Source organism: Citrobacter sp. S55_ASV_140 (assembly GCF_018919505.1).
GTDB lineage: Bacteria > Pseudomonadota > Gammaproteobacteria > Enterobacterales > Enterobacteriaceae > Citrobacter > Citrobacter werkmanii.
The window spans coordinates 1-19940 of sequence record NZ_JAHLQZ010000066.1; the positions used below are offsets into that span (position 1 = coordinate 1).

Below are 19940 nucleotides of genomic sequence, written 5' to 3' on the forward strand. Positions count from 1 at the left end.
GCTCCTGCTCTCCTCAAAAGGTGCTGCGGGTGTGACCGGGAGTGGCTTCATTGTTCTGGCCGCGACTATCTCTGCGGTGGGGCATTTACCGGTCGCTGGCCTGGCGCTAATTCTCGGTATTGACCGCTTTATGTCTGAAGCCCGTGCGCTGACCAACCTGATTGGTAACGGTGTGGCAACTGTCGTTGTGGCTAAATGGGTGAAAGAATTGGATACCAAAAAGCTGGATGACACGCTGAATAATCGTGCGCCGGATGGCAAAACGCACGATTTATCCTCTTAATCTCGTCACTTATGCCCGTAGTCCCTTCCAGGACTGCGGGTGTTTGCGCATAATTACCCCCTGTGCCTGAAACCGTCGATTCGGCGGCGTCGGGATTTTTTCACTTCCTCCGTGACATTTTCATGTTCTTGCGGTCTAACACGAAGTGTTTTTAACGTCATATTCAGAGAGTCCTTTCGCGGGCTGTCTTTTTATTACCAGGATAGTTGATCAGGGGTTCACATGCAGGGCACAAAAATTCGACTTTTAGCGGGCGGCTTGCTGATGATGGCCACTGCCGGCTATGTGCAGGCAGATGCGCTCCAGCCTGACCCGGCGTGGCAACAGGGCACGCTGGCAAATGGTCTACAGTGGCAAGTGCTAGCCACTCCCCAGCGCCCCAGCGACCGTATTGAGGTTCGCCTGCTGGTCAATACCGGTTCACTCACCGAAAGTACGCAACAGAGTGGTTTCAGCCATGCGATCCCGCGTATCGCGCTGACGCAAAGCGGTGGCCTTGATGCCACGCAAGCCCGTTCACTGTGGCAGCAGGGGTTCGATCCAAAACGTCCCATGCCGCCCGTTATCGTTTCTTATGATTCCACGCTATATAACCTCAGTCTGCCTAACAGCCGTAACGACTTGCTGAAAGAGTCACTTACTTACCTGGCGAATATTTCCGGCAATCTGAGCATCACTCCTGAAACGGTTAATCATGCGCTGAGTAGCGAAGATATGGTCGCAACCTGGCCGTCCGATACCAAAGAGGGGTGGTGGCGTTACCGTCTGAAGGGATCAACCCTGCTGGGGCATGATCCAGCCGATCCCCTGAAAACGCCTGTCGATGCCGCGAAAATCCACTCCTTCTACCAGAAATGGTATACCCCGGACGCGATGACGCTGATTATCGTGGGTAACGTAGATGCGCGCAGCGTGGCTGAACAAATCAATAAAACCTTTGGCGAGTTAAAAGGAAAACGGGAAACCCCAGCGCCGGTGCCGACGCTTTCGCCGCTGCGTGCGGAAGCCGTGAGCATTATGACCGATGCGGTACGTCAGGATCGCCTTTCCATCATGTGGGACACGCCATGGCAGCCAATCCGTGAATCCGCCGCGCTGTTGCGCTACTGGCGCGCTGATTTAGCCCGTGAAGCGCTGTTCTGGCATATTCAGCAGGAGCTGACCAAAAACAATGCCAAAGACATCGGCCTTGGATTTGATTGTCGGGTCCTGTTTCTGCGTGCCCAGTGCGCTATCAACGTGGAATCGCCGAACGGTAAGCTGAATGCGAACCTCGGTACGGTTGCGCGTGAGCTGGCGAAAGTGCGTGATAAGGGCCTGCCGGAAGAAGAGTTCAATGCGCTGGTGGCGCAAAAAAATCTGGAACTGCAGAAACTGTTTGCCACCTATGGCCGTACCGATACCGACATTTTGATCAGCCAGCGTTTGCGCTCGCTGCAAAATCAGGTGGTGGATATCGCGCCTGAACAGTATCAGCGTTTACGCCAGAGCTTCCTCAACAGTCTGAACGTTGAGATGCTGAATCAGGATCTGCGCCAGCAATTGTCGCAAGATATGGCGTTAATTCTGCTGCAGCCGAAGGGGGAGCCTGAATTCAATATGAAGGAACTGCAGGCGACGTGGGATAGCATTATGGCGCCCGTTACCGCGGCGGTAACGCCGGTAGAAACGGATGAATCACATCCTGAAGTGACGGATATCCCGCCGGTACAGTAACCTCCAGGCCGGATAAGGCGATTACGCTGCCATCCGGCCTTGGGTGGGTAGGCCGGGGGCGCTTCGCTTGCCCGGCCTACAAGAACAACACGTTATTGCGGCATAGCGTCGCGTGGGATAATCGCCCCGCGATGCTGAATCACCGTGCTTGCCGTCAGGTGACCACGTTTTGCGGCATCGGCGGCATTGCCACCGGTCAGACGTACCGCCAGATACCCGGCGCTGAAGGAGTCTCCCGCTGCGGTGGTATCAATCACTTTCTCTTTCGGTAATTTAACGGCCGGGACGTCGATCAGCGTTTCACCCTCGATAGAAACCAGACAAGAGTCTGCGCCGCGCTTCACCACGACTTCCTGAACGCCAGCCGCGTGAGTACGGGCAATCACCTCGGCTACAGGTTTTTCACCCCACAATGCGTCTTCATCATCCAGCGTCAGGAACGCGATATTGGTGCATTCCAGCATCTGCTGATAAACCTGCTGCGTTTCTTCTTTGCTGCTCCACAGGCGTGGGCGGTAGTTATTGTCAAAAATGACTTTTCCACCGTTAGCGCGGCATTCACGCAGTAACGTCAGCAGTTTGTCACGGCTGGCCGGGCTTAGAATCGCCAGGCTGATTCCGCTCAGATACAGATAGTCAAATGTCGCCAGCTCTTCGCAAATCGCGGCGGACTGTTCGCTCTCCAGCCAGAATTTTGCTGCGGCTTCATTACGCCAGTAATAGAAGGTGCGCTCGCCGGTGCTGTCGGTCTCAATGTAATAGAGGCCCGGCAGGCGGTTTTCCATACGCTGGGTTAATGAGGTGTCAACATTTTCACCCTGCCATGAGTCCAGCATTTGTTGGCTGAAACTGTCAGTACCCAGTGCAGTCACATAGTGTACCGAAAGCGCCGCCGCATCGACCTGGCGGGCGATATAAACGGATGTATTCAACGTGTCGCCACCGAATCCGCGCTGAACGTCGGCGCCTTTCTGTGACAGCTCAATCATGCATTCGCCAATCACGGCAATCTTTCTGGACATAGTCGTAACCTGCTCTGAAAAAAATTAGCGTTAGTGTGCGCTGTGGGTGTTAAGTGGTCAACCATATTAAAACAACGTTCCATTATTTTTTTGAGCCAGCACGTGTTCTGTGTTGTTTTTTGCCGCCTGGTTTTTATTTTGCCTGCGGCGGAACGTAAAGTTCTGCGCCTGAGCGCCGATAACCTTTGACGAGTCCGGTCAGTCACACTCTTATTTACAGGACATCTTTGATGATAAAGCAGGTTACCCAGCAGCTCATTACGCCCGATGCGAGTATCGAAAGCTTGCAGGCGAGACGCTATTGGCTGCAGTGCGAGCGTGCTTACACCTATCAGCCGATTTACCAGACCGACGGACGGCTGATGGCCGTTGAACTGCTGACCGTCGTGACCCATCCTGATAATCCTGCCCAACGTATTGCGCCAGATCGCTATTTTGCTGAAGTGGCCGTCCGACACCGTATAGAGGTTGTGAAAGAGCAGCTCCTGCAGCTTGAGCTGAAAAAGGACTTTTTCAGAGCCAATAACCTGCTGGCTTCAGTGAATGTCGATGGCCCAACGCTGATTGCGATGCGCCAGGATCCTGAAATCCTGAAAATCATCGAATGCCTGCCGTGGCTGCGTTTTGAGCTGGTGGAGCATATCCGCCTGCCGAAGGGGTCGTCGTTCGCCTCAATGTGCGAGTTTGGTCCCCTCTGGCTGGATGATTTTGGTACTGGAATGGCGAACTTCTCGGCCCTGAGCGAAGTGAGTTACGACTATATTAAAGTGGCGCGGGATCTGTTTGTCATGCTGCGCCAGACGCCGGAAGGCCGCAATCTCTTCACGTTGTTGTTACAGCTGATGAACCGCTATTGCCGCGGGGTGATTGTTGAAGGTGTTGAAACACTTGAAGAGTGGCGTGATGTGCAAAACTCACCGGCTTTCGCGGCGCAAGGCTATTTTCTTTCTCGTCCAGTACCTCTGGACACCCTCGAAGAGGTGATCCTGTCGCTTTGATTCGGATGTAGCGTCCCTCATTTTGCCCTGCTGGACTATCTTTAGGACAGGCAAGGAAGGAAGTGAGGACGCTAACTATGACAAAAGCAGGCAAAATAACCACATCAGTATTAGGGGTTTTCTTGTTGTTGATCGTCGTATTCATCATTGTGATTGCGACATTTGACTGGAACCGGCTCAAACCGACCATCAACCAGAAAGTCTCTACAGAACTCAACCGGCCCTTCGCCATACGGGGCGATCTGGGCGTGGTTTGGGAGTGCCAGAAGCAGGAAACCGGCTGGCGTAGGTGGGTTCCGTGGCCGCACGTTCATGCCGAGGATATTATCCTTGGCAACCCGCCGGACATTCCCGACGTCACCATGGTGCATCTTCCCCGCGTGGAAGCCACGCTCGCGCCGCTGGCATTGCTGACAAAAACCGTCTGGCTACCGTGGGTCAAGCTGGTAAAGCCTGATGCGCGCCTTATTCGCCTGTCGGAGAAAAATAATAACTGGACTTTTACCCTCGCAGAAGCTGAAAACCGCGATCCCAATGCGCCGCCCTCTGCGTGGTCTTTCCGGCTGGATAATATTCTCTTCGATCAAGGACGCATCGCTATTAACGATAAGGTGACCCGCTCGGAGCTTGAGATCCTGGTCGATCCGCTGGGTAAGCCATTGCCTTTTAGCGAAGTGACGGGCGCAAAAAGTAAAGAGAGTCAAACCCGCGTTGAGGATTACGTATTTGGTTTGCAGGCCAAAGGACGCTATAACGACGAACCGCTAAGCGGTAGCGGAAAAATAGGCGGGATGCTGGCGCTGAGGGGCGAAGGAACCCCTTTCCCGGTGCAGGCTGATTTCCGCTCGGGCAATACGCGCGTAGCATTTACCGGTACGGTAAATGACCCGATGAATATGGGCGGCGTGGATCTGCGGCTTAAATTCTCGGGTGATTCGCTAGGGGATTTGTACGATTTGACGGGGGTGCTGCTCCCGGATACGCCGCCGTTTGAAACCGATGGGCGTCTGGTGGCGAAAATCGATCCGGAAAAATCCTCTGTTTTTGATTACCGCGATTTTAATGGCCGTATTGGCGACAGCGATATTCATGGAACGCTAACTTATACGACCGGTAAGCCGCGTCCGAAACTGGAAGGGGACGTCGAATCACGCCAGCTGAGACTGGCTGATTTGGGACCGCTGATTGGTGTGGATTCGGGGAAAGGCGCGGAAAAGGCCAAACAGTCTGAACAGCGCAAAGGTGAGAAGAGCGTCCAGCCTGCCGATAAAGTCTTACCGTATGACCGTTTCGAAACTGACAAATGGAATGTGATGGATGCTGACGTACGTTTCAAAGGTCGGCGCATTGAACACGGCAGCAGCCTACCGATTAGCGATCTCTCCACCCATATCATCCTGAAAAATGCCGACCTGCGCCTGCAGCCGCTGAAATTTGGCCTGGCGGGAGGCAGCATTGTTTCCAGAATCCATCTGGAAGGGGATAAAAAGCCGATGCGTGGGCAGGCGGATATTCAGGCTCGCCGCCTGAAGCTAAAAGAGCTCATGCCGGATGTAGAACTGATGCAGAAAACGCTCGGTGAAATGAACGGTGACGCTAAATTTAGCGGCAGCGGAAACTCGGTGGCCGCGCTGTTGGGGAACAGCAATGGCAACCTGAAGCTGCTGATGAACGATGGCTTAATCAGCCGGAATCTGATGGAAATTGTGGGATTAAATCTGGGTAACTATCTCGTTGGTCAGATATTTGGTGACGATGAGGTCCGGGTGAACTGCGCGGCGGCGAATCTGGATATCGTTAACGGCGTGGCGCGTCCTCAAATCTTTGCTTTTGATACGGAAAATGCGGTGATCAATGTGACCGGGACCGCGAGTTTTGCCTCTGAGCAACTGGATTTAACCATCGATCCGGAGAGCAAAGGTATTCGTATTATTACGCTGCGTTCGCCGTTGTATGTTCGCGGGACCTTCAAGAACCCGCAGGCAGGTGTAAAAGCCGGGCCATTGATTGCGCGTGGTGCGGTTGCCGCCGCATTAGCCACGTTAGTCACTCCAGCGGCGGCACTGTTGGCGCTGATTTCTCCTTCCGAAGGGGAAGCCAACCAGTGCCGGGCGATACTGTCGCAAATGAAGAAGTGATGTCAGGCCGGATGCGATGGTTACACCGCATCCGGCAAAAGAATCATAATGACTGATGACGGGTCTCATGGGTTAACAGCAGCGCGATCAATGTCAACGCCGCCATCGATGCCAGATACGTTCCTACCGCTGCCAGACCGTAGTTAGCCTGCAGCCATGCGGCAATATACGGGGCAACGGAAGCGCCAAGAATCGACGAAACGTTATATGAGAATGATGCGCCCGTGTAGCGAACCTCGGTTGGGAACAGCTCCGGCAGCAACGCGCCCATCGGACCAAATGTCAGTCCCATCAGGCTTAAACCCAGCAGCAGGAAAGCGAACACCAGCGCCGGATTGCCAGATCCGAGCAGCGGTTTAAAGGCAAACAGCGCAAACAGAATGATAAGTGTGGTGATGATGAGCATGCTCTTGCGGCGACCAAACGCGTCGGCCAGCAGACCCGCCACTGGCACCATAACGCCAAAGCCAATTACCGCCATCATTAGCATCCACAACACTTCATTACGCGGCAGGCCAAGCCCTACAGGCGCGGCGGCTGTACTGAACGTCATCGAATAGACGGTCATGATATAGAACAGCGTATAGGTCGCCAGCATGATGAACGTGCCGAGGATCGTTACGCGAATATGCTTTGTCAGTAAGGTACCCAGCGGGATTTTCACCTGTTTTTTCGCTGCAGCGACTTTGGCGAAGACCGGGGACTCATGCAATGAAACGCGAACGTACAGGCCGATGATCACCAGTACCGCAGAGAAGATGAACGGTACGCGCCAGCCCCAGCTCATAAACTGTTCATCGGTCAGCAGCCAGGAGAGCAGCAGAAAAGTGCCGTTGGCGAAGAAAAAGCCGATAGGCGCGCCCAGTTGCGGGAATGATCCGTACAGCGCGCGTTTACGCGGCGGCGCGTTTTCCGTTGCCAGCAACGCCGCGCCGCCCCACTCACCGCCCAGACCTAAACCCTGACCAAAACGCGCCAGTGCCAGCAGCAACGGGGCGAAAATGCCGATAGTTTCATAGCCCGGCAGCAGGCCAATGACAACCGTTGAAATCCCCATGGTAAGCAGTGAAGCAACCAGCGTGACTTTACGGCCTACGCGATCGCCGAAATGGCCGAACACCGCGGAGCCGATTGGCCGGGCCACAAAAGCGATAGCGAAGGTGGCGAGGGACTGCAGCGTAGCCGCGGTCGGATCTCCCTGCGGGAAGAAAATATGGGGAAACACGATCACCGCGGCAGTCGCGTAGATATAGAAGTCGAAGAACTCAATGGCGGTACCAATGAGTGAGGCGACGACAACTTTATTGCGCGAGTTGACCGGGGTGTGTTCCTGTTCGTTGTCGAGTGTTGTGGCTGTTGCTTGCATAATATTTTCTTATTTTTGGCCGAACGAAAGGCCATATTACGCACAGCAAAAGCGATATTTCAATCTGTAACAAACCCTGCAATTGGTCAAAAAAAGAGCAAAAAGGGGATAATATTCAGGCTGAAGATTTCACTTCCATGAAATGCTTCACATAATTTAAAACTTGGATGATAAAACTGGTTTTTGGTTAAATAAAAGTTACGGGTTGGATTTATTCACTAAATCAGTAAGAACAGGCGGCATTATAATTGCCGGATGGCGCTGCGCTTATCCGGCCTACAAACTCACCCGTAGGCCGGATAAGACGCGTGCGTCGCCATCCGGCAATTCACAACTAATCCGGCGGTGGCTATTGCGTTTTCCCCGGCATCCGCGGGTCATCTTTGTATTCCGCCGTGGCTATCCAGGCGGCGCAAAACAGCGTCAGACGAGCGAAGAAGTAGAAGAACGCCATCAGTCCAAGCACGGAACCAAACGCTGCGCCTGACGGCGATTGCACCAGTGACGGCAGCGTGTAGGTCATGATCATTTTGATAACTTCAAACCCCAGCGCCGCGATAAATGTGCCGCGAATGAGTGCTTTCTTACGTGGTCGGTGACGCGGCAGTCGCCAGAAAATCCAGAAGAAAAGCAAATAGTTGGCGAAAATAGAGATGGTCAGGCCGATCAGGCGCCAGGCGGGCTTCAGCCATTCGATGCCGTCGAGATACAGCGCAGAGATAATCATCTGCTGGGCGGAACCGGCGATAGAAGTAATGGACAGAGTGACAATCAGCGCAATCAACAAACCAATCAATGAAACAAAATCGCGCAGGTATTTAACCCAAATTTTTTCCTGATCCTGCGGCGTACGCTCCCAGACATCTCGCGACTGGGCACGAATCGCTTCGCGCAGATTACCCATCCAGTTAATCCCGGAATAAAGGGCGATCCCAAGCCCGACCAGACCCACGGTGGTTCGCTGCTGAACGGCAGTGTTAATGGTGTTTTTTAACGTGGAGGCGAGCGTCGGGTCGCTGACGTTAAGCAGTATTTTGCTGAAGATATCCTGCAACAGCGTAGGGTGGGAGGCGAGAATAAAACCGGCGGCGGCAAATGACACCATCAGGATAGGGATCATCGACAGGAACGAGAAGTAGGTAATAGCGGCGCCAAACTGGTTTCCCATGCGGTCATTAAAACGCTCTGCGGCTCGAATCATATGGGCGATGACGGGCTGGCGTTGAATTTTATCGGAGAGGGTCAGGACTGTTTGCAATGCCTGGTTGGTCGTACCGTTGATTTCTGTTTTTTCACGCTCCTGGGTCTCAATTTTTGGGATCGGTGCGTGCTCAAGTTCCTGAATGGGGCGTTTTATCTCTTTTTCCTGCGTCATCAGGCCAGTATTCCTTGTTCTGTTCATTCTCAGGACAGTATAGCTTGTCAGTCCACATAATCTTTCATTACGCCGGTCAGCCATTCCATAAACAGATGAACCCGGCGGGAGAGGTTGCGGCGATGCGGATACAACAGAGAAACCGGCATCGGCTCGGCACGATACTGCCCTAACACCTCGACCAGCGTACCGGCGCGCAGGGCGTCGCGTACGCCGACGCGTGGCACCTGAATAATGCCCAGGCCGGCAAGGCACGCTGCATGATAGGTTTCCGTGCTGTTCACCGTCAGCATGCCGCCGGTTTTAACCCAATGAGTACCGTTGCCTGTCGCCACCTCGAAACCTTGCGCACGCGTTCCCAGGTTCACCGAGTAATGCACCACCGCATGCGAGGCTAAATCTTCCAGGCTTTCCGGGTAGCCAAAGCGGGCCAGATATTCTGGGCTGGCGCAGTTAATCTGCGTGAGTTTACCCAGCGGACGGGCAATCAGCCCTGAATCTTTCAGCGTACCTACGCGTACGACGCAGTCGAAACCTTCGCGGATCAAGTCCACCAGCCGATCGCTGCTGCTGAGTTCGAGTTCAAGTCCCGGATATTGATGCAAGAAGGCTGCCAGGCGAGGCATCACCAAATTTCTCGCGACGCCCACCGGCATATCCACGCGCAGCTTGCCGCTGATACTGGCCGAATCGTGATGGAATAGTCCATCAAGTTCATCCAGATTGCTTAGCAGATCTTTCGCGCGTTCATAATAGATCATGCCGTCTTGTGTGAGCTGGACGCGTCGGGTGGTGCGGTGCAACAGCTGTGTGCCAAGATGATTTTCCAGGGCCTGGATTTGTCGCGATACGCTACCTTTGGGTAGTCCAAGGGTGTCCGCCGCACGCGAAAAACTCTCCAGTTCTGCGACGCGGATGAACAACTGCATTGCGTGAATTTTATCCATTCTCATGCCCTATTGTTGTTCTGTATGAAACAGTAATGCGCAATCAGCGATATTTATTGTTTTTCTACCACCTAATAAGCTTTGTCTCAATCTTCACTACACATGAAATGAGGTTTCTTATGACGCAACGTATCGCATTGGTGACCGGCGGTGGTCGTGGACTCGGTAAAAACGCGGCGCTTAAGCTGGCAAGCAAAGGAATCGGTATCATCCTGACGTGGAACAGCAATGAAAAAGAAGCGCTGCAGGTTGTGGATGAAATTCGCCAATCTGGCGGTAAAGCAGCGGCATTACCGTTGAATGTCGGGGATATTTCAACATTCCCTCAGTTTATAAAACAGGTGCGGGAAACCTTACAGACCCAGTGGCAAAGCGACACATTTGATTATTTATTGAACAATGCCGGGATTGGTATTAACGCGCCGTATCCGGCGTTCACCGAAGCGCAATTTGATCAACTTTTGAATATCCATTTTAAAGGTCCTTTTTTCCTGACGCAGAACCTTTTACCGCTGATGAACAGAGGCGGCAGGATCCTCAATGTTTCAACCGGACTCGCGCGCTTTGCGCTGCCGGGTTACAGCGCATACGCGGCTATGAAAGGGGCGATGGAAGTGTTAACCCGTTATCAGGCAAAAGAGCTGGGGGAGCGCGGAATTACGGCCAATATTATTGCCCCCGGCGCGATAGAAACCGATTTTAGCGGTGGAAATGTGCGGGATAACGCGCAACTGAATGCGTACATTGCTTCGCAAACAGCGTTGGGGCGCGTTGGTTTGCCGGATGATATCGGTGACGCGATTGCCGCGTTGCTCAGCGATGAGCTGGCGTGGATGACGGCGCAGCGTATTGAGGTCTCCGGCGGAATGTTCCTATAACCCGTCGTGTCTTATTCAGCCAGATATTGGCTGAATAAGCATTTAATGCGATTTTTTATTTTGTAACATATTTGAATGATGGTTGGCATTCCTTATTTTTCGACAAAAATATAGACTGCATATAATTAATATTAATTAATATACATGAGCGTCAAAATATAAGAATTTACTTAATATATTTCGTTGTTTTTGTTTCTTTGTGTGATTCTGTTGATTGAGCTGTAACTAATCATAATTTCTGCTTCTTTCTTCTACGACTATCGGTACAATGGCCCCCCGCCAAATGGTGACTTCTTATTTTACCCTATGGGTAATACCCTTCCGCGCGCTAAGGCTAATATCTTATTCAGACGGAGATAAATAATGCAGTTAATAATGTTTGACAGGCAGTCAATATTTATTCATGGAATGAATGTAAGTTTACAGCAACGTATTCCAGGAGTGGATGTTCAGGGTGTCAGTCAGACAGATGACCTGTGGCAGAAGCTGGAAGACAACCCTGATGCAATGGTAATGCTGGATGGCGATCTTGATGCTGAGTTCTGCCGCAGCTTGCTGCAACAGATCGCGCAACGCTATTCGGCGGTAAAAGTGCTGGTAACAGCAACGGATTGCCGGAAAAGATGGCTACAGGAGGTCACGCATTTAAACGTGCTGGCCATTGTTCCACGTGACTCTGACGCGGAAACCTTCACACTGGCGCTCAATAGTGTCGCGATGGGCATGATGTTTATCCCCAGAGACTGTATTACAGTGACTGAGAGTAGCCGCCAAAATATAAGATCGCTCAGTGCGCGTCAGCGAGAAATTCTGACTATGCTGGCCGCGGGCGAGTCGAATAAACAAATTGGCCGACTGTTAAATATCAGTACCGGAACGGTAAAAGCCCATCTTGAGTCGCTTTACCAGCGTCTGGAGGTAAAAAATCGTACGCAGGCGGCAATGATGTTAAACGACGCTATTTAATTGACGTAAATTTCACAGTCAGAAAATTTCTGGCTGTGAAATAGCTTAAGGCCAAATTTCTGTCATGTTAAATCGGGTTATTCCCACGCTGAATATCCACGCAATTAACGTCTCTTGTTGAAACCGATCTTTTATTTGCGGTTTTTTTTCATATAGTAACGCCTCACAGAGATGCAGATCGGCGAGCAGAAGGGCTTCTGCCTGCATTAGCGTAATTGGGGTATCAAAGGTTTCGTCTGCGGCAATTTCATGCCCGTAACCTATCACCCAAATTCCATGTTTATCCTGATACTTTTCCAGCGACAGGCCTTGCCATTGCTTAATAAATGCGACACAGGCGGGTGTGAAGTGCGTTGAACGGAGCGGCATAATACTCTCTGAGTAAAGAGATATATTTTAAGAAATCCACTCCGTTACGCCAGTTGCCATGTAGCCAGTTTTTACAGCAAAACGCCTTATGGCATTGGCGGCTGATATTCACGTTTTAACAGGCCGAAAAGCCAGTCATCGCGCCAGGTTTGTTGTAGCCAATAGCTTTCCCGTAGCGTACCTTCGTGAATGAACCCAATCTTTTCCAGCAGACGTCTTGAGGCTTCGTTTCCTGCGGTGACGCAGGCTGTCAGCCGGCGGAGTCCGCCGTGGGTAAATGCGTAATCGCAAACGGCATGCAGGGATTCAGTGCCATAACCTTTACCCTGTGCCTCGGGAGTAAGCAAAAAACCGACCTCGGCACATTCATTGTTTTCATGAATATATCCAGTCACTCCCAGCGGCGTTCCCGATGCCTTATCGCACAGCACCAGGCAAAGCCAGTGCGGGCTGCCGGGGGACCACTCTGGTAAGCGTGAATGAAAGTCCGCCTGTATCTCTTGTTCTGTGCGCGTATCAGCGACAAAGCGCATCACATCAGCGTTCTGCTGTAACGTTAAAAAGAACGCCCAATCTTCAATATTCAATGGACGACAGATCAGGCGCGATGTTTTCAATACGGGCTCGGACATATCTCCTGAATAATTTTCCATGATTGTGCGGAAGTCACTGTAAAACAGATTTATTTGCTATATGAATGTGTTTTAGTCTACGTCGATACACATCTGCTTTTATAGAAAATAACGACATACCATTGTGAGGCCGCACGTTTTGGGTCCTGTTAGGGAAGATGATGACCAATAGCGCATTACAAGCGACATGTACACCCTTTGAACGTTGTCTGGCGATCATCCGTCAGGCATCGGTAGAAATATTGCTGCTGTTAGGCGTGCATGTCGCAGAGGGTAAAGAGCCGCGATGGTTCCTTGAGCAGCTTGACCAGGCCAGATTGAATCTGGGCGGCTGGGGAGCTGTCGCCAGACGTTTGCAGATGAATGATGCGCAATTGAGCCAGTTCACTCTACGGCTGCGTCATCTGCAGCAGAGCGTGCCGCAGTATGAAAATGGCCAGGACGTCAGTGAAAACCAGCTGATTTCTGCGCTACGCTTCGTGGCGTCTCTGGAACAATTGCGTCAGCAACAGCCCATCCTGAAGTATGAAACTGAGATTGAACGTGCAGAGCCGGAAGCACAGATCCACGCGCAGCGTCAGCTTCGTGCCATAGAATTAACGCTCAAATCGCTTATCGCACGGGTATGGCCGGATCAACATCCACTCAACAGCTTCCTGAAACAGCACTTCGGTGGGGAACGCCTGCGCCGTTGGTTAAAACTGGGTGACAGTCGGGATGCGCTGGACGGCATGATGTTTAGCGAGCTGGCGCTTATGGTCGTGGATAAGAAATTGTTTGTACGCCACTTTACCCAGATTTTTAACGACACCTCGGTGCTGACGTTGTTTGTCGAACCACGTCTTACGTTGCGTATGTTTCTGGATGATTGCCGGCTGGCCCGCAACGGCGTCATCGCGCAGCAGCCGCTGACCTCAGTACAACTGATGCTGCTGGATTGTCAGTACCGACAGATTACTTACCCTGTACAACGGGCATTTGCAGAAAGGCGTACGCGTGTTAATCCCGCGTCATATCTGGAGTCTGATGAGACGACCGTCCGCCAGTTCTGGGAAATGGCAAAGCAAAAGGATGAGCAGGCGGGGGGCGACAAACAGGAAATCGCCGACAGTATTGATCCGCCGGAGAAGCGAGCAAAGCGCACCGCGGAGGAGCGTGAACAGCTGATTTCAGGCATGTTGTGGGTCGCGGTCGGCGTGATGGTGCTGGTGATTTCGCTGGGTGCGTTCTGGTTATTCACTTCGCCAGCGCCACAGGCGTCATCCGGACAATCCGTTGAAATCGTGCAGGAGGAACCGCGCCGTGATGCACCTTCCGCACGGGAATCTGTGACCCGAATGGGTATCACCTGGGATGCCTTTAACATGCGCGCGGCTATCGATCGCAACGATACCCGTGTGACGTCACTGTTCCTGCAGGGCGGGATGGACTGGAAGCTGGCGTGGACGGAACAAGCATTCGCTGCGGGCAATACCGAGGTGTTGAGACTGCTGCTGCGTTATCCTGCGCAGATGAACGAGAGCAAACCTTGCAGACAGTTTATGAGTACGCTCAGTCATGCCATGTCGAATGGGGCGTCACTCACTTCCTTGCACAAAAGCTACCTGCAAAGTTTTTGTTCGGTTCCGGCGGTTATCGCACGTCAACAGTATGATCTTGAGCAGGCTCAGCTCCGCGCTCGCGCAGAACCCAGCCCGGAGAACAAGAAATGGCAAAAAATTCATACTGAACTCTACGATGCGATTAACTAACGGCCTGAGGAGTCAGGCCGCCAGCGGCTAAGGTTCGCCATACAGCCCGATGAGTCGGCGCACCACGCCGTTTGTCCAGCCAAAGCCGTCCTGCAGCGGATATTCCCCGCCGCCGCCTTCGCGCGGCATGCCGTCGGCAATATGGTATTTTTCGATAAGCTTGTGGTGTTCCTGGTAAAAGAGATTCACCGTTTTCAACCAGTTACGGGCAATTTCATCCCCGAGATGGTCGTCGCCATACAATTTGAAACCTTGAATAGCCATCCATTGCAGCGGCGCCCAGCCGTTGGGTTTATCCCACTGCTCACCGGTTTCATGTTCTGTGGCTAAAATACCCCCTGGCGTTAGCAGGCGGCTGCGTACCGCATTGGCCAGCCGGTCGGCTTGTTCATGCGTTGCCATGCCGACATACAGCGGTACGATACTGGCGGCAGAGAAGAGGGCCATTTGTTCACGTCGCCAGTCATAATCGCGATAGCAGCCGTTTTCATCATCCCATAAGTAGCGATTCACCGCATCGCGGCGGTCATTGGCTTTCTGGCGAAACAGCGCTTCAGCTTCTTTGTCACCTTTCAGCGCCGAAATATTGGCGATGGCGCTCTCCAGCTTGTAGAGGAACGCGTTCAGGTCAATTGGGATGAATTGTGTCGTGCGTATGCTGGCAAGGCGGCCTGCATCGCGTAGCCAGCGTGAGGAGTAATCCCATCCCGATGCCGCGCCTGCACGCAAATCGCGATACACCTCATTGGGCGGTCGACCTGAATGCTTGGCGGTCTCGACGTCTTCAAGCCACGATTCATCGCGCGGCGTATCACGATCGTCCCAATAGCGGTTGAGCAAGGATCCGTCCGACATTCTGATTACGTGGCGGTAGGCCTGGTTGAGCACCAGCGAATCGGCGCCATCCATCCAGAACGCGTACTCCATTTTTAGATGATCAAGATAACGGCGCGCGCCACGTACGCCATCCTCTTCAAACAGTTCCACCATCAGCGCAAAGACCGGCGGCTGCGAGCGGCTCAGGTAGTACGTTCGATTACCGTTTGGGATGTGACCATAATTTTCGATCATCCAGGCAAAGTTATCCGCCATACATTTCAGCAGATCTTCGCGACCGCTCTCTGCCAGACCCAGCATGGTGAAATAGGAATCCCAGTAGTAGGTTTCGCTAAAACGTCCGCCAGGCACAATATATGACTGCGGTAACGGCAGCAACGAGGACCAGGGAATGTGGTCCTGCGGTTCGCGCGTCAGCACTGGCCACAATTGATCGATATGCTCTTTCAGCGAATTTGCCGGGTCAGAAACGTATTCGCTGGAGGGCGTTTCCGGGAGCCAGAAATGGTTCTCAACAAAGCGTTTCAGGTCAAAGTCCCGATGGCGTTTGACCTTGCGATAACGGATCAAAATGTCCAGCGGGTCCATTTTGGGTGCACAGTCGGGGAAGGTTTTGCTATCGGCAAACAGTTTCGACGACTGGACATGTTCGAACAGCTCAAGGTAACGATCGGCCGGGGTTAACGCATCTGAGGCGGGCAGCCCTTCAATCATCTCCGGCTCAGGCTCTGCCTCAATCATTTCATCCAGCTTTAACTCGCACGGATCCATTTCATAAAGCAGATCGATGTCGATCGTCAGTTCTTCAGAAGGGGCGTGGGGTAGTTTCTGGTTGAGCATAATGAGAAAGACCTCCGATGGACGTTGAAATAGTAAGGCTGTTGCCCGGTCGTCAGTTAAGCGTAGACATTCGCTTCGGTATTGGCTGAGTAAAGCGTGCGGTTGATCACGTTTTAGTGTTGAACATTATTTAAAAAATTAAACTATCCCAATGATAATAATGAATAATTCAGAATCGTACGCGACCTGAAGATATTCCATTTTCAGAACATTCGATTGCAACGAGGTGTGAACGAAACCTGCTAATGGCTTAACGCTATAATAGGCACAGGCTATTCTATTGATAGTTCTCCTCCATGTAATTGCTTGATACTTATCAAAATAGTAATCCCCTCATTTCCTATGATGGTCAAGTCTGACAAAGACTGTGCATTAATTATTCTAATTTTTCTGGGTCACAATAACTCACAACGGTGAGGGTAAAATAATGAAAATCATTACCCGTCTTACCGCGATTGCCATAGCTGGCATCGTGATTTGTTATTTTGGATTATCCGGTTATGTGTGGTATCACGATAATCAACGGAGCAAACAGGCTGATGTTCAGGCCTCTTCGCTGGAAGCAAATAATAAAGTTTTAGGATTCTTGCGCGAAAAAGGATGTGATTATTGTCACACCCCTTCGGCTGAATTACCTTTCTATTCTTCTTTTCCTGTCGCTAAGCAGTTGATGAATTACGACATTCAACTGGGATATAAATCTTTCAATCTTGAGGCCGTTCGTGCGGCGCTGGTCGCGGATAAACCCGTTTCGCAAAGCGACCTGAATAAAATTGAATGGGTGATGCAGTACGAAACCATGCCGCCGACGCGTTATACCGCGCTGCACTGGGCCGGTAAGGTGAGCGATGCGGAGCGCGAAGACATTTTGGGCTGGGTCGCCAAACAGCGTGAGCAGTATTACGCCAGTAAAGATACCGCCGAGCAGCATCGTAATGAACCCGTACAGCCAATACCAGAAAGCATCCCGACTGATGCCCGGAAGGTGGCGCTTGGCTTTACGCTTTATCACGATCCGCGTATTTCCGGCGACAGCACGATCTCTTGCGCGCACTGTCATGCCCTGAATGCGGGTGGTGTGGATGGCCGGAAAACGTCAATTGGCGTAGGCGGAGCGGTCGGGCCGATCAACGCGCCAACGGTGTTTAACTCAGTCTTTAACGTGGAACAGTTCTGGGATGGCCGTGCGCCGACATTACAGGCGCAGGCAGGTGGTCCGCCGTTGAACCCGATTGAAATGGCATCTAAATCCTGGGATGAAATTATCCAGAAGCTGGATAAAGATCCGCTCTTGAAGCAAGAATTTATTGCGGTTTATCCACAGGGATTCAGCGGAGATAATATTACCGATGCGATTGCTGAATTTGAGAAAACGCTGATCACGCCAAATTCACCGTTTGATAAGTGGTTACGTGGTGATGAGGAAGCGTTAACGGCTCAGCAAAAACATGGCTATCAGTTGTTTAAGGAAAATAAGTGCGCGACCTGTCATGGCGGTATTATTTTAGGCGGACGCTCATTTGAACCATTAGGTTTGAAAAAGGACTTTAATTTCGGCGAAGTCACTGCCGCAGATATTGGCCGGATGAACGTTACCAATGAGCTACGTGACAAGCTACGTCAGAAAGTCCCTGGATTACGTAACGTTGCGCTGACTGCGCCTTATTTCCATCGCGGTGATGTGCCTACGCTCGATGGTGCGGTCAAACTGATGCTGCGTTATCAGGTGGGTAAGGAACTGCCGCAGGAAGATATCGACGATATCGTGGCGTTCCTAGAAAGTCTGAACGGGGTTTATACGCCGTATATGCAGAACCATCAGTAATTTCAATATGATAAATCGGCCACCAGATTGATTTTGTGGCCGATTTTCTTTTTTTATGCCAGCAAATGTCAGGTAAATAGTTATAATACGTGTCATGGTATTCTAATAATACAAACGGATACAAATGATGGAGCAACCTGACAGCAATAGCGCAAAACCTCTCTATAAACAGCTTGAGGCATCCTTGAAAGAGGCGATTTTGCGCGGTGAATACAAGCCCGGTCAGCAGATCCCCACAGAAAATGAACTCAGTAGCCAGTGGCAGGTTAGTCGTGTAACGGTGCGTAAAGCTCTGGATGCTCTAACGCGTGAAAATCTTCTGACGCGTGTTTCTGGCAAGGGAACGTTTGTCAGCAATGAAAAGTTTCAGCGCAGCATGACCGGGATTATGAGCTTTAGCGAGTTGTGTCAGTCCCAGGGGCGGCGGCCCGGCTCCCGGACTATCAAATCGGTTTTTGAATCGGTGGATAACGAGACCAGCGCCTCGCTGGGAATGGCTGAAAAAGAGAAAGCGGTAGTCATTGAACGTATTCGTTATGCTGACGATATTCCCGTTTCGCTGGAAACCATCCAGTTACCTCCTCGTTTTGCCTTTCTGCTGCAAGAGGACCTCAATAATCATTCGTTATACGCTTGCTTACGTGAAAAATATGGGCTGTGGTTTACCCATTCGCGCAAAATGATTGAGCTAGTGTATGCAAGCTTTGAGGTTGCTCACTATCTTGGGGTGAGTGAAAATTATCCTCTGATTTTAATTAAGAGTGAAATGATTGATAACAAAGGAGAATTATCTTGTGTGTCCCGTCAGTTGATCGTTGGCGACAAGATTCGATTCACCGTATAGGTCCTCCTCTTACATCTTTGATACTGGCTAAAATCGGGATCCGTGTCGCGGATCCCGATTTTTTATGGTTCTTACGTTGATCAAATGTCTTTAAATGTATTATAAAAATACCAATACATTAAGAGTCATTTTGTAGGCGATATCCGCCTGTATGATTGATTGAACCAGAGGGAACCATAATGAGCATTAAAGAAATTGTGAACGATATTGTGGCCAGCCAGGCGGAAAAAGGGGGGACTAAACATGTTTACTATGTTGCCTGTGGTGGGTCTTATGCCGCGTTCTACCCGGCAAAAGCATTCTTAGAAAAAGAGTCAAAAACGCTGAGCGTGGGCCTTTACAACAGTGGGGAATTTATCAGTAACCCGCCTGTTGCGCTGGGTGAAAATGCCATCGTTGTTGTTGCTTCGCATAAAGGCAATACCCCTGAAACCACGAAGGCGGCAGAAATTGCACGCCTGCATGGCGCGACCGTTATTGGGCTTACCTGGGTTATGGATTCACCTTTGGTTGCGCATTGTGATTATGTTGAGACCTATACCTTCGGCGAGGGAAAAGATGTCGCTGAAGAGAAGACGATACAATGTTTGCTTACCGCGGTAGAGCTTCTTCAGCAAACAGAAGGCTATGTTCACTATGACGATTTCCTGGATGGCGTCAGTAAAATTAACCGTATTGTATATCGTGCTTGCGAGCATGTGGCTGAACGGGCACAAGCATTTGCTCAAGAATATAAAGACGATAAAGTTATTTATACTGTTGCCAGTGGGGCGGGCTATGGCGCGTCATATTTACAAAGTATCTGCATATTTATGGAAATGCAGTGGATTCATTCAGCCTGTATTCACAGCGGTGAATTCTTCCACGGACCGTTCGAAATTACGGATGCTAATACACCATTTTTCGTACAGCTTTCTGAAGGTAGTACCCGCCCGGTCGATGAGCGTGCATTAGATTTTCTGAAAAAATATGGTCAGCGAATTGAAGTGATAGACGCGAAAGAGTTAGGGTTGTCGACTATCAAAACTACGGTTATTGATTACTTTAACCATTCTCTCTTCAATAATGTTTACCCTGTCTACAACCGAGCGCTTGCTGAAGCTCGCCAGCATCCGCTCACTACACGTCGCTATATGTGGAAAGTAGCATACTG

Annotated in this window: 17 protein-coding genes; 10 read left to right on the forward strand and 7 right to left on the reverse strand. The window is 51.2% G+C overall.

Annotated features, from left to right (window positions below):
* Together KQJ18_RS12125 and KQJ18_RS12130 are read left to right on the forward strand one after the other, a co-directional pair.
* On the forward strand, positions 1-283 hold a 283-nt coding region (locus tag KQJ18_RS12125; RefSeq protein ID WP_216422029.1), incomplete at its 5' end, for a cation:dicarboxylase symporter family transporter.
* A 222-nt stretch (positions 284-505) separates the two neighbouring features.
* Positions 506-1999: a pitrilysin family protein gene (locus KQJ18_RS12130; RefSeq protein ID WP_216422030.1), complete on the forward strand. Its 1494-nt coding sequence runs from the start codon at positions 506-508 to the stop codon at positions 1997-1999.
* 92 nt (positions 2000-2091) lie between these two features.
* Here the strand turns inward: KQJ18_RS12130 and KQJ18_RS12135 are convergent, their stop codons facing one another.
* Positions 2092-3021, reverse strand: coding sequence for a sugar kinase (locus tag KQJ18_RS12135; protein ID WP_038635130.1), 930 nt, complete (start codon positions 3019-3021; stop codon positions 2092-2094).
* A gap of 230 nt (positions 3022-3251) precedes the next feature.
* Here KQJ18_RS12135 and pdeH point away from each other — a divergent pair, with 230 nt between their 5' ends.
* Entirely contained in the window at positions 3252-4019 is a 768-nt protein-coding gene (gene pdeH, locus KQJ18_RS12140; protein WP_061380956.1) for a cyclic-guanylate-specific phosphodiesterase, read from the forward strand.
* A gap of 77 nt (positions 4020-4096) precedes the next feature.
* Entirely contained in the window at positions 4097-6157 is a 2061-nt protein-coding gene (locus KQJ18_RS12145) for an AsmA family protein (protein ID WP_216422031.1), read from the forward strand.
* A gap of 43 nt (positions 6158-6200) precedes the next feature.
* On the opposite strand, the gene KQJ18_RS12150 is transcribed toward KQJ18_RS12145, so the two are convergent.
* The 3 genes from KQJ18_RS12150 to KQJ18_RS12160 form a co-directional block, all read right to left on the reverse strand.
* Positions 6201-7523, reverse strand: a complete 1323-nt coding sequence (locus tag KQJ18_RS12150) for an MFS transporter (protein ID WP_069323751.1) — start codon at positions 7521-7523, stop codon at positions 6201-6203.
* Positions 7524-7872: 349 nt separating this feature from the next.
* Positions 7873-8898, reverse strand: a complete 1026-nt coding sequence (yhjD, locus tag KQJ18_RS12155) for an inner membrane protein YhjD (protein WP_216422032.1) — start codon at positions 8896-8898, stop codon at positions 7873-7875.
* Positions 8899-8945: 47 nt separating this feature from the next.
* Positions 8946-9845, reverse strand: coding sequence for a LysR family transcriptional regulator (locus KQJ18_RS12160; protein ID WP_085049065.1), 900 nt, complete (start codon positions 9843-9845; stop codon positions 8946-8948).
* 119 nt (positions 9846-9964) lie between these two features.
* Here KQJ18_RS12160 and KQJ18_RS12165 point away from each other — a divergent pair, with 119 nt between their 5' ends.
* Positions 9965-10723 (forward strand): SDR family oxidoreductase, encoded by a 759-nt coding sequence (locus KQJ18_RS12165; RefSeq protein ID WP_159121634.1) that lies wholly within the window; start codon positions 9965-9967, stop codon positions 10721-10723.
* Positions 10724-11086: 363 nt separating this feature from the next.
* The gene (locus tag KQJ18_RS12170; RefSeq protein WP_137351205.1) at positions 11087-11689 is read left to right on the forward strand and encodes a response regulator transcription factor; all 603 of its coding nucleotides are present in this window, start codon (positions 11087-11089) and stop codon (positions 11687-11689) included.
* Between the two features lie 45 nt (positions 11690-11734).
* On the opposite strand, the gene KQJ18_RS12175 is transcribed toward KQJ18_RS12170, so the two are convergent.
* Positions 11735-12058, reverse strand: a complete 324-nt coding sequence (locus KQJ18_RS12175) for a lysozyme (protein ID WP_069323754.1) — start codon at positions 12056-12058, stop codon at positions 11735-11737.
* 86 nt (positions 12059-12144) lie between these two features.
* Positions 12145-12690: a GNAT family protein gene (locus KQJ18_RS12180; RefSeq protein WP_216422034.1), complete on the reverse strand. Its 546-nt coding sequence runs from the start codon at positions 12688-12690 to the stop codon at positions 12145-12147.
* 161 nt (positions 12691-12851) lie between these two features.
* Here KQJ18_RS12180 and KQJ18_RS12185 point away from each other — a divergent pair, with 161 nt between their 5' ends.
* A complete protein-coding gene (locus tag KQJ18_RS12185; RefSeq protein WP_199967200.1) occupies positions 12852-14441 on the forward strand; it encodes an STY4199 family HEPN domain-containing protein in 1590 nt (529 codons plus the stop codon).
* 27 nt (positions 14442-14468) lie between these two features.
* Here the strand turns inward: KQJ18_RS12185 and KQJ18_RS12190 are convergent, their stop codons facing one another.
* A complete protein-coding gene (locus tag KQJ18_RS12190; protein ID WP_032940627.1) occupies positions 14469-16118 on the reverse strand; it encodes an alpha,alpha-trehalase in 1650 nt (549 codons plus the stop codon).
* A 427-nt stretch (positions 16119-16545) separates the two neighbouring features.
* Here KQJ18_RS12190 and KQJ18_RS12195 point away from each other — a divergent pair, with 427 nt between their 5' ends.
* From KQJ18_RS12195 to KQJ18_RS12205, 3 genes are all read left to right on the forward strand, one after another.
* The gene (locus KQJ18_RS12195) at positions 16546-17943 is read left to right on the forward strand and encodes a cytochrome-c peroxidase (RefSeq protein ID WP_150345539.1); all 1398 of its coding nucleotides are present in this window, start codon (positions 16546-16548) and stop codon (positions 17941-17943) included.
* Positions 17944-18067: 124 nt separating this feature from the next.
* Positions 18068-18787 carry a GntR family transcriptional regulator gene (locus tag KQJ18_RS12200; protein ID WP_087857176.1) on the forward strand — a complete coding sequence of 240 codons (720 nt, stop codon included), beginning with the start codon at positions 18068-18070 and terminating at the stop codon, positions 18785-18787.
* A gap of 176 nt (positions 18788-18963) precedes the next feature.
* A partial coding sequence (locus KQJ18_RS12205) for an SIS domain-containing protein (RefSeq protein ID WP_216422036.1) occupies positions 18964-19940 on the forward strand: 977 nt, incomplete at its 3' end.

Excerpts from the sequence above, each read along its gene's own strand:
- pdeH (WP_061380956.1), top strand. The coding sequence starts at position 3,252 with ATGATAAAGCAGGTTACCCAGCAGCTCATTACGCCCGATGCGAGTATC.
- KQJ18_RS12170 (WP_137351205.1), top strand. The coding sequence starts at position 11,087 with ATGCAGTTAATAATGTTTGACAGGCAGTCAATATTTATTCATGGAATG.
- KQJ18_RS12195 (WP_150345539.1), top strand. The coding sequence starts at position 16,546 with ATGAAAATCATTACCCGTCTTACCGCGATTGCCATAGCTGGCATCGTG.
- KQJ18_RS12135 (WP_038635130.1), bottom strand. The coding sequence starts at position 3,021 with ATGTCCAGAAAGATTGCCGTGATTGGCGAATGCATGATTGAGCTGTCA.
- KQJ18_RS12200 (WP_087857176.1), top strand. The coding sequence starts at position 18,068 with ATGATGGAGCAACCTGACAGCAATAGCGCAAAACCTCTCTATAAACAG.
- KQJ18_RS12165 (WP_159121634.1), top strand. The coding sequence starts at position 9,965 with ATGACGCAACGTATCGCATTGGTGACCGGCGGTGGTCGTGGACTCGGT.
- KQJ18_RS12160 (WP_085049065.1), bottom strand. The coding sequence starts at position 9,845 with ATGGATAAAATTCACGCAATGCAGTTGTTCATCCGCGTCGCAGAACTG.
- KQJ18_RS12175 (WP_069323754.1), bottom strand. The coding sequence starts at position 12,058 with ATGCCGCTCCGTTCAACGCACTTCACACCCGCCTGTGTCGCATTTATT.
- KQJ18_RS12180 (WP_216422034.1), bottom strand. The coding sequence starts at position 12,690 with ATGTCCGAGCCCGTATTGAAAACATCGCGCCTGATCTGTCGTCCATTG.
- KQJ18_RS12190 (WP_032940627.1), bottom strand. The coding sequence starts at position 16,118 with ATGCTCAACCAGAAACTACCCCACGCCCCTTCTGAAGAACTGACGATC.
- KQJ18_RS12150 (WP_069323751.1), bottom strand. The coding sequence starts at position 7,523 with ATGCAAGCAACAGCCACAACACTCGACAACGAACAGGAACACACCCCG.
- yhjD (WP_216422032.1), bottom strand. The coding sequence starts at position 8,898 with ATGACGCAGGAAAAAGAGATAAAACGCCCCATTCAGGAACTTGAGCAC.
- KQJ18_RS12130 (WP_216422030.1), top strand. The coding sequence starts at position 506 with ATGCAGGGCACAAAAATTCGACTTTTAGCGGGCGGCTTGCTGATGATG.
- KQJ18_RS12185 (WP_199967200.1), top strand. The coding sequence starts at position 12,852 with ATGACCAATAGCGCATTACAAGCGACATGTACACCCTTTGAACGTTGT.
- KQJ18_RS12145 (WP_216422031.1), top strand. The coding sequence starts at position 4,097 with ATGACAAAAGCAGGCAAAATAACCACATCAGTATTAGGGGTTTTCTTG.